This window comes from Nonomuraea sp. NPDC049784 (assembly GCF_040659615.1).
Classification (GTDB): domain Bacteria; phylum Actinomycetota; class Actinomycetes; order Streptosporangiales; family Streptosporangiaceae; genus Nonomuraea.
The window spans coordinates 1-14,077 of sequence record NZ_JBFAMX010000258.1; the positions used below are offsets into that span (position 1 = coordinate 1).

The following is a 14,077-nucleotide window of genomic DNA, read 5'->3' on the forward strand; positions in this document are numbered from 1 at the left end:
CAGCCTGCCGAGCGGGCCCGGCACGGCCTGCCCGGACTCGAAGACGTCGTGGCGGATCAGGGCGCCGACCCGCACCGTGCGGTCGTCCACGTCCATGTGGTCGAGCTCGGCGACACGGTTGATGTCGACGACCAGTTCAGGGCTGATGCGTTGCAGGTGCATCTCCAGGATGAGGCTCTGCCCGCCGGCCAGGACCTGGGCCTTTCGCCCGTTGCCGGCGAGCGCGTCGACGGCCTCGCGCACCGTGCGCGGCGCGACGTAGTCGAAGGCGGCGGGCTTCACCGGATCTCCTCCAGTTTCGGCGCGCGGGCCGCTCGCCACACCACGTCCGGGGTGAGCGGCATCTGCAGCAGGTCGGGATCGGCGACGCGCAGCGCGTCCGCCACGGCGTTGACGATCGCCGCCGGCGTGCCGATGCAGCCCGACTCGCCCGCCCCCTTGGCGCCCAGCGGTGTGCCGGGGCTCGGCGTGCAGGTGTCCCTGATCTCGATGGGCGGGATCTCGGTGAACGTCGGCAGCAGGTAGTCCAGCAAGCCGTTGGCCAGCAGCGGAACGCCGTCCTGGTCGAAGGGGATGCCCTCATACAGTGCCTGGCCGATGCCCTGCACGGCCGATCCCAAGGCCTGCCCATGCACCACCATGGGGTTGAGCACCCGTCCGCAGTCGTCCACGGCCACCACCCGCAGCACGCGTACGGTGCCCAGCTCCGGATCGACCTCGATCACGGCCGCGTGGGCGCCGAACGGGAACGCCATGCCCGCCTCGAACCGGTCGTCCACACGCATCGGCCCGGTCGCCTTCACCAGTTCGGCCAGATCCATGGCCGCCGAGCCGTCCCGGACGGGGTGCACGGTGCCGTGGGACCACGCCACCTCCTCCGCCGGCACCCCCCACAGGGCCGCGGCCCGCTCGCGCGCCCGCTCGATGAGCAGGGTGGCGGCGTGCTGCAGCGCCGCTCCGTCGACCTGCGCCGAACGGCTGGCGAAGGAGCCCAGACCGTCGGGCTGGGCGTCGGTGTCACCCTCGACCAGCCGCACCCGCGCAGCGTCCACGCCAAGGGTCTGGGCGACCAGCGCGGGGAAGACCGTCTCGTGGCTCTGGCCGCTGGGGGAGGCGCCGCATCGGGCGGTGAACGTGCCGTCCTCGCCCGCCTCGACGCTGACGAACTCGTGCAGCCCCCCGGGTTCGCCTCCGGAGCGCTCCACGTAGCAGGACAGGCCGATCCCCACTGGCAGGGCGTCAGGATCCGCCCGGCGACGGTCCTGTTCGGCCCGCCACCCGTCGTAATCGAGGGTCTGCAGCGCCAGATCGAGCGCGCCGGCATAGTTCCCGCTGTCGTAGCGCCGCCCAGTGGGCGTCTGGTACGGGAAGTCGTCGGGCGAGATGAAGTTGCGCCGCCGCAGCTCCGCAGGGTCCATTCCCAGCCGCCGGGCCAGCACGTCCATCGACCGCTCCAGCGCGATAGCGGCCTCCGGCCGGCCCGCGCCTCGATACGGGTAGGTCACCATGGTGTTGGTGAGTACCGAGCGCACGCTGGCATGAACCCGGGGCGTGGTGTACGGCCCGGTCGCCATCCAGGCGGTCTGCATGGGCAGGCCGACCCCGAGGTGGGGGTAGGCGCCCACGTCGGCGTCGATGGTCAACTCGTAGGCGAGCAGGCGCCCATCGGCGTCCGCGGCGAGCCGGACCCGCTGATCCTGCCCCCGGCCCCGGGTGGCGACCAGCATGGACTCCAGCCGGTCCTCCACCCATCGAACGGGACGGCCGAGCCGTACCGCCAGGAAGACGACCGCGACGAACTCCGGGAACGCCGCGCTCTTCGACCCGAACGCGCCCCCGGTGTCCGGCACCACCACCCGTATCCGCTCGACCGGCCAGCCCAGCAACGCGGCCAGCTCCCGGCGCAACCGGTGTGGCATCTGGTGCCCCGACCACACGGTCAGCCGGTCGTGTTCGGGCACGCACAGAATGGCCCGGCACTCCATCGGCGTGGGCATCAGCAGTTGCTGGCGATACCGTGCCTCCACCACGACCGCCGCCTCCCGCCACACCGACTCCTCGATCGGCTCCCCGGCCTCCCCTTGGAACGCGATGTTGCTCAGGCAGTCGAACAGGCGAACGGAGTCAGCCGCCGCGGCCGACGGCGACACCACCGCCGGCAGCCGGTCGATCCGGACCACGACCACGGCGGCCCCGTCCTCGGCCCGGTGGCGGTCCTCGCCCACGACCACCGCCAGCGCCTCACCCGGGTACCGCACCCGATCCTTGACCAGCACCGGCCACTCCCGGCCGGCCACGGCCTCTTCCGTGGACAGCTTGGCCAGCAGCGTGTACGGAACCGGAGGCAGATCCTGCAACGCGGCGGCCGACCGCGGACACTCGGGCAGATCCTCGAGATCCGCGGCAGACCAGGCACCCACCACGCCCGGCACCTCCCGCGCGGCAGAGCAGTCCACCTCGCGCAATATGCCGTGCGCGACATCGCTTCTCACGAAAGCGGCGTCCAGACAACCCGGCACGTGCATATCGGCGACATAGCGGCCAGCGCCGGTGAGCAGCCGTTCGTCCTCACGCCTCGACCAATGCTCCACAACCGAGACCTCCGCTCCGCACGGGTTCCAAGGTTGGCCAGATTGCATTTTTCGACACGAATAAGAATCGAATATCTGTTTCCGACCCGCCATGTCGGCGCGGATCATTGGTGCACAGAGCGAGCTGGTCCGGATTCGACGGTACATGTCAGCTCGAAGAGGCCTCGATAGCCTTGGGAAGACTTCGAGCCAATTTTGCCTGACCCGTACCGACGGGGGCTTGGTTGGCTCCTCCCGGTCCTGGCGGGTCACATCACAGCCGCAGTCGCCGGGCGCAGCGGTCTCCAGCCGCCACCGTCCAGCTTGGCCAGCTCCGCCTCCACGTCCACGGTGATGACGCCGAAGAAGTTGACGTTCTCACTGTGCGCCGGGGAGATGTGAGCCAGCAGCTCGTCGGGAACGTCCCGACCGGCCACCCGCAACTGCTGCATGGCCAGCGAATACTACTCGGTCGTCCAGGTGATGACAGAGTTGGTCAAAACGGTCAAACACCACGCCTGATCGGTCTGATCGGCCAAGGCCGGCTTGGTGACGGCGCCCTGCTGGGCATAGTGCAGGTCTCGGCGCAGCGCGTGCAGGCTCTCCCCCTTGTTCAATTGGCGGGCGATCTTGCGGCGATAAGCCGGGTCCGACCACCGTTGCCGTGTAACCAGGCTGGCCAGGGCATCAGCGGCTCGATGACCTGCCATTCTTTGTCGCTCATGTCGGTGGTGTAGCGGGGCGCCCGGATCGGGTGATCGGCTCCCCGGCCGTACCGGCAGGCCACGCATGCGCAGGCAGTTTCTTCGTTATGGGAGACAGCGATGGGAGCGGTGGCATACAACGGCGGCAGACCTTCCGTTGGCGATGGGGCTTGGATAACCACCGTTGCTACCGGAAGGTCGCTCTATGTCGCAGAAGATTCGCTCTACGTAACAATTTCGCCCGATTATCGCCCCACGCAGCGGGCTCAGGGATCAGTTTGTAGGCCCTGTTCTCCCGAAGCTACGGCGAAGTGACAAGTAGCTCTCTGTAATCAGAGTGACGCTCGGTCAGGGAGAGCGAGGCGGGGTCCGGGGACTTCGCCGGCCTGGAGGGCGGCGAAGTCGGCGCGGGCCGCCTCGACCGCTTCGGGGTACGCCTCGCGCTTGGCGTGTTCGGCGAGCGCCCGGTAGACGCTGGCCACCGAGGGGGTTCTGTCCCTTGCACTTGCCGGTGGGGATGAACAGGTCGGGCTGGATCTGCTCGACGGACTCCCCGAGCGCGCGGCGCCGCAGCACGGTGTGCAGCATGTCGTCGGTGATGACCGGCGGCCGGCCGCCGTGCTTGCCCTTGCGGGCCGCGGTGTCGAGCCCCTCCAACGTGGACTCGCGGATGTTCTCCCGCTCGGTCTCCGCCATCGCCGCGAAGAACGCGAACAGCAGCTTGCCGGGGCCGGTGGGGTCGTAGATGCCGGGCAGGGGCCCGGCGAGCATCTCCAGGACCAGGCCGTGGGCGGTGAGACGGTCCGCCAGGGCGGTGAGTTCGGCGGCGGCGCGGCCGAGCCGCTTCATCTCGTACACGGTGAAGATGACCCGGCAGTGCGGGGCGTGCGCCTTGACCTCCCGCGCGGTCCGCAGCGCCTCCTCGAACTTCGGCCGTCGCGGACGCGGGTGCTGATCTTCTCGATGAAGATCTTGTCCCTCGGGATGCCGTGCTTGCTGAGCGCGTAGAGCTGGGAGTCGAGTTCCTGCCCGAGGGTCGAGCAGCGGGCGTACCCGATGCGGATGTCCGCGCTCGGCAGGTCCGGGTCGATCGGCGCCGGCGGCGGGGTGCCGGGGCGCCACGGTCGGCCCGGGCCGCGGTCGGCGGGGGTGGGAACCCGCAGTGCCTTCTTCAGGCGGGGCAGCAGGGTGAAGCGGCGCGTGTGGTAGGCGGAGGCGATCGCGCCGCCGCGCGAGCGGCACGGCGAACCGGGCTGCGCGTCACACTTCGGACAGGCGTGCTGTTCGACGTCGTCGGCGTCCGACCGGTCGCATTTATGAGAACCAGCCACTTGTCAGATGCCGGGCGGCTGCTCGCTCCTTGAGCCTCCTGAGCTTGCTGGCCCTGTTTGATCGGCCGGTCGCATCACTTCGCACGACAGAAGGGATTCTGAACTTCCACCCCGGGGACCTGCCGCCGGTGCGGGTCATCCTGCGACCGTGAGCACGATCTTTCCGGTGGTATGGCCGGTCTCGCCGAGCTCGTGAGCCTTGCCCGCCTGCTCGAACGGCAGGACGGTGTCGACCTCGACGCGCAGCCGCCCCGTATCGACAAGCTTGGCGATCGTTGCCATCGCGGCGTTGTCGGGCTCGACGAGGAGGGAGCCCGCCCAGATGCCGCGCTCCCCGGCCTGCCGAAGGAGGTCCTCGTCAGGCTCCGAAGCGAGCCGGACAAGGGTGCCACCGTCTCGCAGCGTCCGCAGGGAACGCACCCCATAGTCGCCACCGATGCTGTCGATGACCAGGTCGACGTCGCGGACCGTCTCGGCGAAGTCCCTCTCGGTGTAGTCGATCACGTCGTCGGCGCCCAGCTCACGTACCAAGGCGTGCTTGCGCGTACGAGCGGTACCGATCACGTACGCGCCGAGATGCTTGGCGAGCTGCACGGCCAGATGGCCGACCCCGCCGGCTGCGGCATGGATCAACACGCGCTGGCCCGGCTGCACGTTCGCGGTGTCGTAGAGAACCTGCCACGCGGTGAGCGCCGCCAGTGGCAGCGCCGCGGCGTGCACGTGGTCGAGGCCGGCCGGCTTACGAGTGAAGTGTCGTGACGGGGCGGTCACGTACTCCGCGTAGCCGCCCGCCTTATGCGGGAAGCGCGGCATGCCGAAGACCTCGTCACCCGGCCGGAAGCGGGTGACCCCAAGGCCCACCGCCTCGACCACCCCGGACACATCCCAGCCGAGGATGGCGGGCGGATCGCCCAGCAGCCTGCCGTGCGTCCGTGACTTCCAGTCCGTCGGGTTGACGCCGGCCGCGTGCACCCGGACCAGGACCTCCGTCGGCATCGGCTCAGGACGGTCTACCTCGGCCAGCGTCAGCACCTCAGGGCCGCCCGCAGACTCCTGAATGATCGCGCGCATCCGTGCCGCCGTCGTTGTGTCTTCGCTCATGAGAGAAGGCTCCGTTTATGCCGGGATGAGTGCGCCGCCGACTGCAGCGCCGGTGACCAGCCTCCGCGATGAACAGGTCCGGAAAAAGTGGCATGATTGCCATTGTGCGCAAGGATCACGCCATGCATCGCGTCGTCGTACTCGCCCTCGACGGCGTGATCCCGTTCGAGCTGAGCATCCCGTCCCGCGTCTTCGGCACCGCCGAGGGACCGGACGGCGAACCGCTGTACGAAGTCATCACCTGCACCGTCGACGGCCGCCCCGTACGGACCACGGCGGACTTCACCATCGCCGTCGAGCATGGAGCCGAATCCCTCGCCACGGCGGACACCCTGATCATCCCCGCCGCTTACGGTGCCGGGATGATCCACGAGCTGGGACGGCTGCCTGACCCGCTCCGCGCCGCGCTCGCGACAGTGCGGCCGAGCACCCGCATGGTGTCGATCTGCGTCGGCTCGTACGTGCTGGCGGCGATGGGTCTGCTCGACGGCCGTCCGGCGACCACCCACTGGGGCCATGCCGAACACTTCCAGCGGCTCTTCCCCCGTGTACGGGTGGATCCTGACGTGCTGTTCGTCGACGATGGCGATGTGCTGACCTCGGCGGGTGCGGCGGCCGGGGTGGACTTGTGCCTGCACCTTGTCCGCCGCGACCACGGCAGCGAGGTGACGAACCAGGTGGCTCGTGGCTGTGTTGTCCCGCCATGGCGCGAGGGCGGCCAGGCGCAGTACATCGAACGGCCCGTGCCGGCGCCGTCGACGGCCAGTACCGCGCGCACCCGCACCTGGGCCCTGGAACGCCTTCATGAGTCGCTGCCGCTGCCGGAGTTGGCCGCGCATGCGCGGATGAGTGTACGCACGTTCATCCGCCGTTTCCACGAGGAGGTCGGCATGCCGCCGGGGCAGTGGCTGATCCGGCAGCGCGTGGACAGGGCCCGTCATCTGCTGGAGGCGAGCGACCTGCCCGTGGACCTCATCGCCCACCAGACCGGCTTTGGCACGACATCCTCGCTCCGCCACCACCTGCACGCGGCGATCGGCGTCTCGCCGATGGCCTATCGGCGCACCTTCCACACGCACGAATCGCCGCCCGAGCACGCTGCTGAGCTGCCGCAAGTTCGCCCCGACCGCCCGTAATTGCACCGTGGCCCGGCTGGTCGCGGATGTCGGTGAAGAGAGGTAAGGGGTCGGTCTGCGAGCGGCGGCCGCCAGCAGACCAGCGGGCGGAACCTCGCAGGTGGGGTCGAGGGTCTTGAGGCGCTGGGGGAAACAGCGCACCAATGTGCAAGGGGCCCAATGGCCGATTCGCGACGCGCACTTTCGGACACGCGTGCAACCCGACAGTCTGGGGGTCCTCGTAACAATCGCGGATAATCCAACGAACCCATCTCTGACCTGCGCTGATGGCACAAGAGGGTGCGATGGGCCCGAGCGGTTTGTCGTCAGTGGATCGCTTGGTCGCGGCGTCGGCGGGCGGCGCGGATCTCGGCGTCGGCGACCTTGTCGTCCAGCAGTGCGTACAGCTGGGTGGTCTCGGCAGAAGCGCGGCCGAGGCGGCGGCGCACGGCCTCGGTGGACACCCCGGCGTTGATCAGTTCGGTGGCGTGAGCTTGGCGCAGCTGGTGGATGTCGATCTCGACCCCGGCTTGTGCGCAGTAACTCTGCCAGCGGTGGTGGGCGGCATCGTAGTACAGCGGTCCGCCGCGGCCGTTGATGGACGCGCGGAACAGCGGCCCGGCGGTGTAGCCGGCGCGGGCCAGGTAGAGCTTGAGCAGGGCGACGTAGCCGCGGTCGTCCAGCAGTACGGTGCGGACGCTGCCGCCCTTGCCGTGGACGCGGACGTGTTCGTCGTCCAGCCGCAGGTCCAGGTCTTCGACGTACAGGCCGCACACCTCCGAGGCGCGGGCGCCGCACACGTAGGCGGTCTCGAACAGCACCCGATCGCGCAGCCGGTCCAGCGGCAGGTCCTTACGCGGCCGCCGGGTGCAGATCGCGGCCAGGACCTTGGCGACGTCGGCGGCCGCGGCGGGGCGGGGCAGCGTCTTGGGCACCTTGACGGTGTCGATCCGGCCCATCGGGTTGGCCTGCAGCAGATCGTGCCGGACGGCCCACTTGGCGAAGGAAGCCACGGCGGCGCGCTTGCGCTTATGGCTGGCTGGTGACAGGTCGGCGAGCTCGGCCAGGAACGCGCGAACCGACGCGGCGGACAGTGCGCCGATCTCCTCGCCATGGTGCGCGGCGAAGGCGATCAGGTCACCGCGGTAGGCGCGCCCGGTGTGCGCGGAGGCGCCGGCGTTGGCCAGATCGGTGAGGAAGTCGTCGAGATGGCGGGCGAGCGGGTGGGCGCGGCCGAGCTGCTCGGCGATGACCGGATCCACTGTACCGACCTCCATCATCCGCCAGGTTGCCAGATAACCGGGAAACGAAGCCCTCGCGACGGGCAGTGGTCGTCCAGCTCGCGCCCGATGCTTGATCGCTATATTGCCAGATAACAGAAGTTATCTAAGACCGTGTCTTGATTGGTGATCAATCGTTGGGTTGATCATGGATGCGTTCGTGGATCGGCTGGTTCCTGACGAGTTGTGGGAGCTGTTTCAGCGAGTGGTGCCACCGTCACCGATCCGGCCGCAGGGTGGCGGCCGGCGGCGGGCCGATGACCGCTTGATCTTGGCGGCGATCGTGTTCGTGGCCACCACGGGGTGCACCTGGCGGCAGCTCCCGCCGGTCTTCGGTGCCTCCTGGCAAACGGTGCACCGCCGTTTCGCCGAGTGGAGCGGCGCCCGGGTGTGGGCCAAGCTGTATCGCGTCCTGCTCGATGAGCTCGGCTCGCGCGGGCAGTTGGACTGGTCGCGCTGTGCGATCGACTCGGTCAGCGTACGGGCCGTCAAAGGGGGGAACTGACAGGCCCGAATCCTGTCGATCGCGGCAAGAAAGGGTCGAAGACCCATCTCATCACCGATCGGACCGGATTGCCGATCTCTGTCGCAATCAGCGCGGCCAACACCCACGACAGCCTGGGACTGGAGCCGCTGGTGCGCAGCATCCCGCCTATCCGCTCCCGCCGCGGCCCGCGCCGTCGCCGACCGGGCAAACTGCACGGTGACAAGGGCTACGACTACCCGCACCTGCGCACCTTCCTGCGCGGGCGCGGCACCATCCCGCGCATCGCCCGCCGCGGGATGAATCCAGCCAGCGCCTGGGCCAGTACCGCTGGGTGGTCGAACGAACGGTCTCCTGGCTGGCCGGCTGTCGCCGCCTACATCGCCGCTACGAACGCCTGGCCGACCACTTCGCGTCCTTCGTCGCTATCGCCATGATCAACCCAACGATTGATCACCAATCAAGACACGGTCTAAGACGATGCCGCCAGTGCCTCGACCCTGCAATTGTGAAACGTTGCCGGCCTCGTGGATCAGCGACACTGCCGCCCCTCCCTTTCTCGACCTGCATGGTAGCCGCATTACGGTGCGGCGGGAATGGGCCGATGCCGTGCTCTAGGGCCCGGGCTGAGGGGAGTGGCGGGTGGGCTGTGCCGCCCGAGATTGCGTAGCTGCCCAGATGGCGAGGAGTTTGAGCCGGTCCTCGGATGCGGTGCCGGGTTCGGCGGTGTAGATGATCAGGTCGTGCACGGCTCGGTCCGACAGGTGCAGGTCGAGGGACTGGAAGGCCAGTTCCAGGTGGCCGACCTCGGGGTGCTGGAGCCGTTTGACGCCGTCGTGGCGCATCAGAACGTCGTGCGCGGCCCATCGGCTGCGAAACTCGGGGCTGAGGGTGGACAGCTCGCCGACGAGTTCGCGCAGTGCCCGGTCGCGAGGCTCACGCCCGACCTCGGCACGCAGCAGTGCGGCGGTGGCGACGCCGGCGGCGTCCCAGTCGACGAAGAAGTCATGTGCACCGAGATCGAGGAAGATATAGCGGGCGATGTTCGGGCGGCCGCGCTTGTCGGCGGTGGCGCTGTCGAACATCGGTGCGAGTAGGGTCCGGGCCAGCGGGTTGCTGGCCACGATGTCCGTGCGGCCGTTGCGTACGAACGCCGAGGACATCGTCATGGAGTCGAGCAGCCACTGGACCCGGGGCGGGACCTCGACGTCCGTGCGACGCGTCGGCGTGCGACTGACGTGCCGCGATGACCGGGCCAGGTCGAACAGATAGGTGCGTTCGTCGTCGTCCAGTCGCAGGGCGCGAGCAACCGCGTCGAGGACAACTTCGGACACGCCGCCGATGTGACCCTTCTCCAGCCGCGTGTACCACTCCGTGCTCACGCCGGCGAGGACGGCGACCTCCTCGCGCCGCAGCCCGGCGACCCGGCGACGGGCGCTGGTCGGCAGTCCGGCCTGCGCCGGGGTGATTCTGGCGCGTCGACTGGTAAGGAAGTCCCGGATTTCGCCGCGGCTTCCGGGCTGTTGGTCCATGTCATTCAGGGTAGCCGCTGGTCATGGCGCGAGGGGGGCTGAGGTTATACCCCCATAAACGCGACCTTCTCCGGTGGCGGCGATCGCGGTCTCCTGGGATCGAACGTTCCGACACGAACCCAGAGCGACGGAGGTAAGACATGACGAGCAACACGCTGACTGTGCCGGCGGTGGCGTTGGGCACGTGGGCCTGGGGAGACAGCGGCCAGCCAGGCGACGGCTACTTCGGAAGCCGGTTGAGCGAGTCCGGTCTGCGAGAGGTCGTCGAGAAGGCGCAGTCGAACGGGTTCACCTTGTGGGACACCGCCGTGGCGTACGGCATGGGCCGCTCGGAGACGGTCCTCGCCCAGGCACTGGCGGGCTATGACCGCAGCGAGTACAAGCTATCGACGAAGTTCACCCCGCAGATCGCGGGCGACGGCGACGATCCGGTCGCGGACATGCTGGAGCAGAGCCTCGACCGAATGGGCACGGACTATGTGGATCTGTTCTGGATCCATAATGCCGCCGACGTGGCACGATGGACGCCGCCTCTGATCCCGCTGCTGGGGAGCGGCAAAATCAAGCATGTCGGCGTCTCGAACCACAACATGGAGGAGATCGCTCTTGCCGATCGGATCCTCGGCGAGGCCGGCTTCCGCGTGGAGGCGGTCCAGAACCATTTCAGCCTCCTGTACCGGGGCTCTGAGCGCGCGGGCATCCTCGATTACTGCCGCGAGCACGACGTGCGGTTCTTTTCCTACATGGTCCTCGAGCAAGGAGCGCTGACCGGCAGGTACAATCCGGCCAATCCGTTGCCGGAGGGCAGCAGCCGGGCGGCCGTGTACAACGGCATCCTGCACCGACTGCAGGCGCTGACGGACCGGATGGGGGCGATCGGCGAGGATCGAGGTGCGTCCGCCGCCGATGTCGCCACCGCCTGGGCCATCGCCAAGGGGACCACCCCGATCATCGGGGTCACGAAGGCGGGTTACATCGACGGGTTGGTCCGAGCTCGCGGCATCGAGCTCGCCGATGCGGAGATCGCGGAACTGGAGGCGCTGGCGGATGCCGCAGACGTCGACACGCGCGGCTGGTGGGAGCACGAAATGTAGTAGCAGTCGTCGGACTCCTCCAAGACGCCTGCGGCCAGCCGCACGGCACGCTCGCCCGGCGTCGCCGCCCCACTCCGGGCAGCCCCCGTCGTTCTGGATGAGCACTATCCGGAATCCGCCCGAGGAGTCAGGCAGCAGACCGCCGCCGCCAAGGGCAACCACGGCGGACGCCCCAAGGTCATCGACGACGACATGCTCACCTTCGCCGTCGCAATGAAGAACAAGGGCGTCCCCGTCCCCGACATCGCGAAGAAGCTCACCATCAAGACGGGCAAGAACGCCGGCCGCCACCCCTCGGTCGCCTCGCTGTACCGGGCCCTCGCCGAAGCCGAGGAAACCGCCGCGTCCGACGGCGCACACGTCGTCGGCCCCCGCCGCCCGGTCCGCGCCCGCATCACCGCTCCCGGCAGCGGCACCAACTCGGAGCTGATGGAACAGCTCACCGTACAGATCCTCAACGGCGACGATGTGCTGGACGACCTGGCACGCCAGAGCGAGGACGGCTCACATGACGTGGTCGCCCAACTGCTCGCGCAGGCCCGGAACGGAGACACCCAGTGATCCCCATCAACACGAAGACCGCCAGCGACCTCCTGACCAGGACATGCGGCCGGTGCGGACACTCTCGCAGGTCCCATCAGGCACCGGACCCGGACCGCGGCATCGGGCACTCGCCGCCCCTGGCCTGCCACGTACGGCGCGGCTGCTCGTGCATAGTCTTCGTCCCAGCTCGCGAATGGTGCAGCCCGCCCGTACGGCGGCAGCTGGAGCGGCGCCTTTCCAGGACCTGAGCCAGCGGAGGACCCCGGCGATCACTCCGGGGTCCTCCGCTGCGCAAGATCGTTCTCACCGGGATTTCTGCACCTCAACTACTCACACCCGCGTTTCTTCCCGCATGCGGATCATGCGCGATCAGGAGCCCGCGTGCGGGGCAGCGCGATCCATGCGGACATGAAGGTGATCAGGGACTCCGAGCGGCGCGGTCTCGCTGGCACAACAGGGGCCACGCCCAGTGAGGGTGGGCACACCGAGGGACGCGCCCGCATCCGAACTACGGAGCCGGTCGTGACCAAGGTGGCAACCGGCACGGATGCCCGTCTGAGCAACTTGGTACGCGTGGCCAGGTTCTCCTCGAGGAAGACCAGCAATGCACCCGCTATCTCTTTCGCTTAGGCGGACGTGAGCAGAGGAGAAGCGGTTCACTCGTCGCCCACTATCGGTGCGCGAGGCTCAGGTGCAGGCGACGTTGCCGCATTCGCACCATGCAGCTGTATTGCAGGTGCTTGTCCGCTCAGCAGGGCCTGCGCCACGGCGGCCGTGGTGACGGCCTCTTCACGCTGTCGCTGGGCCGTCTTTAGCGCGTTCGTGAGGTTGGCGAGCTCAGCGCGCAGCCGTTCGGTTTCGGCGACGGCGTCGGCTCTGGCATGGTCGGCGGTGGTGCGGGCATGCTCGGCCACGGCCGCCGCCGTGACCGCCTGCTCCCGCCGCTGTTGTTCGGCAGTCAACGTCACACGAAGCCGGTCGGCCTCTTCGGCGTGCGCTGCCGCGGTGCCGCGGGCTTGTTCGCGCTCCTGTTCGACCTCGCGGATCCGGGCCTCCTGCTCCTGGAGCTGGCGACGAAGGTCGGCGAGCTCGCGCTGGCGGCCGTCAGCCTGCCGTTCGAGTTCGGTGATACAGGTGACGGCGGCGGTGTGCAGCTCGGTGAGCTGGGCGGTCCGCTGCCGGGCGGCGTCGCGGTCTGTCTCGGCCTGGTGCTGCTTGGCAGCAGCGTCGTCGGCGGCCTGCTCAGCCTGGGTGCGGGCGGACTGGTGCTCACCGACCTGGCGCCAGGCGTCCTGTTCGCGTTCTTCGGCGCGGTCGCGGGCGCTCTCGGCCTGTTGTTGCACCTGCTCGGCGGTGGTGATCCTGGCGGAGGCGGTGTTGAGCGCGGCGGTGGCGCGTTGCTCGGCGGCCGCCGCGGCGGCGCGGGCCTCCTCGGCGGCCTGTTCGGCGGCCTCCACCTGGGCCAGCGCACCGGTGCTCAGCTCAGCCAGCTGAGCGCGCAGCCCGTCCTGAGCGGCCTGCCATTGCTCACCGGCGGCCAGTAGCGGTGCAACCAGATCTTGAGCACGCAGCAGCGCGTTGGCGACCGGCGCGGTGTGCACGGTGGTACGCGCCCGGTAGGCCGCGGCGCGGCAGGCGTCGCTGCAGTACTTGGCGCGGCTGCTACGCCCGGGCAAAGCCTTGGCACAGCCAGGCCCGGCGCATCGCGGCTCCGCTTCCTGCCGGTCCGTCCCGTTCTCGACCGTCTGGCCAGTCTCGGCCGGAATGCTTGCCACCACAGTTTCCTGATCGTCTACCACAGGTCGCAGTTTAGCGTTCGCATCGTTCGAACGTATCTGTTTCGTGCGTTCGCGAACGCTACAACAGAGAGCGCTGGTCCGTGATAACCTTCCTTATCGCGGGCCAGAAACCCGGTGTACAGACGCGCCGGACGCGGGCGGGAGACGGGCGTGGACGACGACGGACAGGCGCTGCCGGCCCCGGCGGCGGGGGAGCGGCCGCCGATTTTCGCGCTTCCAGAAAATGCCGCGGCGCACACCGCCGCCGACTACACCCTCAGCGCCGGCACCCAGGCCCGGATCGCCGACGGCGTGCCCGCCAACACCCGCCGCGCCTACGCCCGCCAATGGGCAGTCTTCACCGCCTGGTGCGCCGACCACGGCCGCATCAGCCTGCCCGCCACCGCGCACACCCTGGCCGAATACACCTCTCAGCTGTGCGAGGCGGGACAGGCCCCGGCCAGCATCGAACAGGCCATCGCCGCCGTGCGCACCATGCACCGCCTGGCCGGCCACACCGGACGACCCGCCACCGAATCCGCCCG

Annotated in this window: 14 protein-coding genes and 1 pseudogene; 5 read left to right on the forward strand and 10 right to left on the reverse strand. The window is 69.0% G+C overall.

Annotated elements, in window-relative coordinates; all coding sequences use genetic code 11:
* The 7 genes from AB0J09_RS36750 to AB0J09_RS36780 all read right to left on the reverse strand — a co-directional run.
* Positions 1-282 (reverse strand): FAD binding domain-containing protein (locus AB0J09_RS36750; RefSeq protein WP_360701288.1); only part of this gene is annotated, 282 nt, incomplete at its 3' end.
* On the reverse strand, positions 279-2,738 hold the full coding sequence (locus AB0J09_RS36755; RefSeq protein WP_360701291.1) for a xanthine dehydrogenase family protein molybdopterin-binding subunit: 2,460 nt from the start codon (positions 2,736-2,738) through the stop codon (positions 279-281). The genes AB0J09_RS36750 and AB0J09_RS36755, both read right to left, overlap by 4 nt.
* Positions 2,739-2,839: 101 nt before the next feature.
* Positions 2,840-3,022 (reverse strand): hypothetical protein, encoded by a 183-nt coding sequence (locus AB0J09_RS36760; RefSeq protein WP_360701293.1) that lies wholly within the window; start codon positions 3,020-3,022, stop codon positions 2,840-2,842.
* A gap of 12 nt (positions 3,023-3,034) precedes the next feature.
* Positions 3,035-3,280 (reverse strand): Tn3 family transposase, encoded by a 246-nt coding sequence (locus AB0J09_RS36765; protein ID WP_360701296.1) that lies wholly within the window; start codon positions 3,278-3,280, stop codon positions 3,035-3,037.
* A gap of 342 nt (positions 3,281-3,622) precedes the next feature.
* Complete coding sequence (locus AB0J09_RS36770) at positions 3,623-4,189, reverse strand: recombinase family protein (protein WP_360701323.1); 567 nt, start codon at positions 4,187-4,189, stop codon at positions 3,623-3,625.
* Entirely contained in the window at positions 4,120-4,605 is a 486-nt protein-coding gene (locus tag AB0J09_RS36775; RefSeq protein ID WP_360701326.1) for a hypothetical protein, read from the reverse strand. Before AB0J09_RS36775 ends, AB0J09_RS36770 begins: the two co-directional genes overlap by 70 nt.
* 135 nt (positions 4,606-4,740) lie before the next feature.
* Positions 4,741-5,706 (reverse strand): NADP-dependent oxidoreductase, encoded by a 966-nt coding sequence (locus tag AB0J09_RS36780; RefSeq protein ID WP_360701299.1) that lies wholly within the window; start codon positions 5,704-5,706, stop codon positions 4,741-4,743.
* A gap of 122 nt (positions 5,707-5,828) precedes the next feature.
* Between AB0J09_RS36780 and AB0J09_RS36785 the strand changes: the two genes are divergently transcribed.
* Positions 5,829-6,842 carry a helix-turn-helix domain-containing protein gene (locus tag AB0J09_RS36785; RefSeq protein WP_360701302.1) on the forward strand — a complete coding sequence of 338 codons (1,014 nt, stop codon included), beginning with the start codon at positions 5,829-5,831 and terminating at the stop codon, positions 6,840-6,842.
* 305 nt (positions 6,843-7,147) lie between these two features.
* On the opposite strand, the gene AB0J09_RS36790 is transcribed toward AB0J09_RS36785, so the two are convergent.
* A complete protein-coding gene (locus tag AB0J09_RS36790; RefSeq protein ID WP_360701305.1) occupies positions 7,148-8,083 on the reverse strand; it encodes a tyrosine-type recombinase/integrase in 936 nt (311 codons plus the stop codon).
* 166 nt (positions 8,084-8,249) lie between these two features.
* Between AB0J09_RS36790 and AB0J09_RS36795 the strand changes: the two are divergent.
* Positions 8,250-9,018, forward strand: a pseudogene (locus tag AB0J09_RS36795) (IS5 family transposase); the annotation flags it as partial.
* A gap of 181 nt (positions 9,019-9,199) precedes the next feature.
* Here AB0J09_RS36795 and AB0J09_RS36800 read toward each other — a convergent pair.
* Positions 9,200-10,117 carry a helix-turn-helix transcriptional regulator gene (locus AB0J09_RS36800; protein ID WP_360701308.1) on the reverse strand — a complete coding sequence of 306 codons (918 nt, stop codon included), beginning with the start codon at positions 10,115-10,117 and terminating at the stop codon, positions 9,200-9,202.
* A 161-nt stretch (positions 10,118-10,278) separates the two neighbouring features.
* Here AB0J09_RS36800 and AB0J09_RS36805 point away from each other — a divergent pair, with 161 nt between their 5' ends.
* Complete coding sequence (locus AB0J09_RS36805) at positions 10,279-11,211, forward strand: aldo/keto reductase (RefSeq protein WP_360701311.1); 933 nt, start codon at positions 10,279-10,281, stop codon at positions 11,209-11,211.
* 192 nt (positions 11,212-11,403) lie between these two features.
* Positions 11,404-11,772, forward strand: coding sequence for a hypothetical protein (locus AB0J09_RS36810; protein WP_360701314.1), 369 nt, complete (start codon positions 11,404-11,406; stop codon positions 11,770-11,772).
* 638 nt (positions 11,773-12,410) lie between these two features.
* Here the strand turns inward: AB0J09_RS36810 and AB0J09_RS36815 are convergent.
* Positions 12,411-13,553, reverse strand: a complete 1,143-nt coding sequence (locus tag AB0J09_RS36815) for a hypothetical protein (protein ID WP_360701317.1) — start codon at positions 13,551-13,553, stop codon at positions 12,411-12,413.
* A 150-nt stretch (positions 13,554-13,703) separates the two neighbouring features.
* Between AB0J09_RS36815 and AB0J09_RS36820 the strand changes: the two genes are divergently transcribed.
* A partial coding sequence (locus AB0J09_RS36820) for a site-specific integrase (RefSeq protein ID WP_360701320.1) occupies positions 13,704-14,077 on the forward strand: 374 nt, incomplete at its 3' end.

Bases quoted from the DNA above. Each gene is read 5' to 3' on its own strand.
- AB0J09_RS36755 (WP_360701291.1), bottom strand. From the start codon at position 2,738: ATGTACCGTCGAATCCGGACCAGCTCGCTCTGTGCACCAATGATCCGC.
- AB0J09_RS36760 (WP_360701293.1), bottom strand. From the start codon at position 3,022: ATGCAGCAGTTGCGGGTGGCCGGTCGGGACGTTCCCGACGAGCTGCTG.
- AB0J09_RS36765 (WP_360701296.1), bottom strand. From the start codon at position 3,280: ATGGCAGGTCATCGAGCCGCTGATGCCCTGGCCAGCCTGGTTACACGG.
- AB0J09_RS36780 (WP_360701299.1), bottom strand. From the start codon at position 5,706: ATGAGCGAAGACACAACGACGGCGGCACGGATGCGCGCGATCATTCAG.
- AB0J09_RS36785 (WP_360701302.1), top strand. From the start codon at position 5,829: ATGCATCGCGTCGTCGTACTCGCCCTCGACGGCGTGATCCCGTTCGAG.
- AB0J09_RS36800 (WP_360701308.1), bottom strand. From the start codon at position 10,117: ATGGACCAACAGCCCGGAAGCCGCGGCGAAATCCGGGACTTCCTTACC.
- AB0J09_RS36810 (WP_360701314.1), top strand. From the start codon at position 11,404: ATGCTCACCTTCGCCGTCGCAATGAAGAACAAGGGCGTCCCCGTCCCC.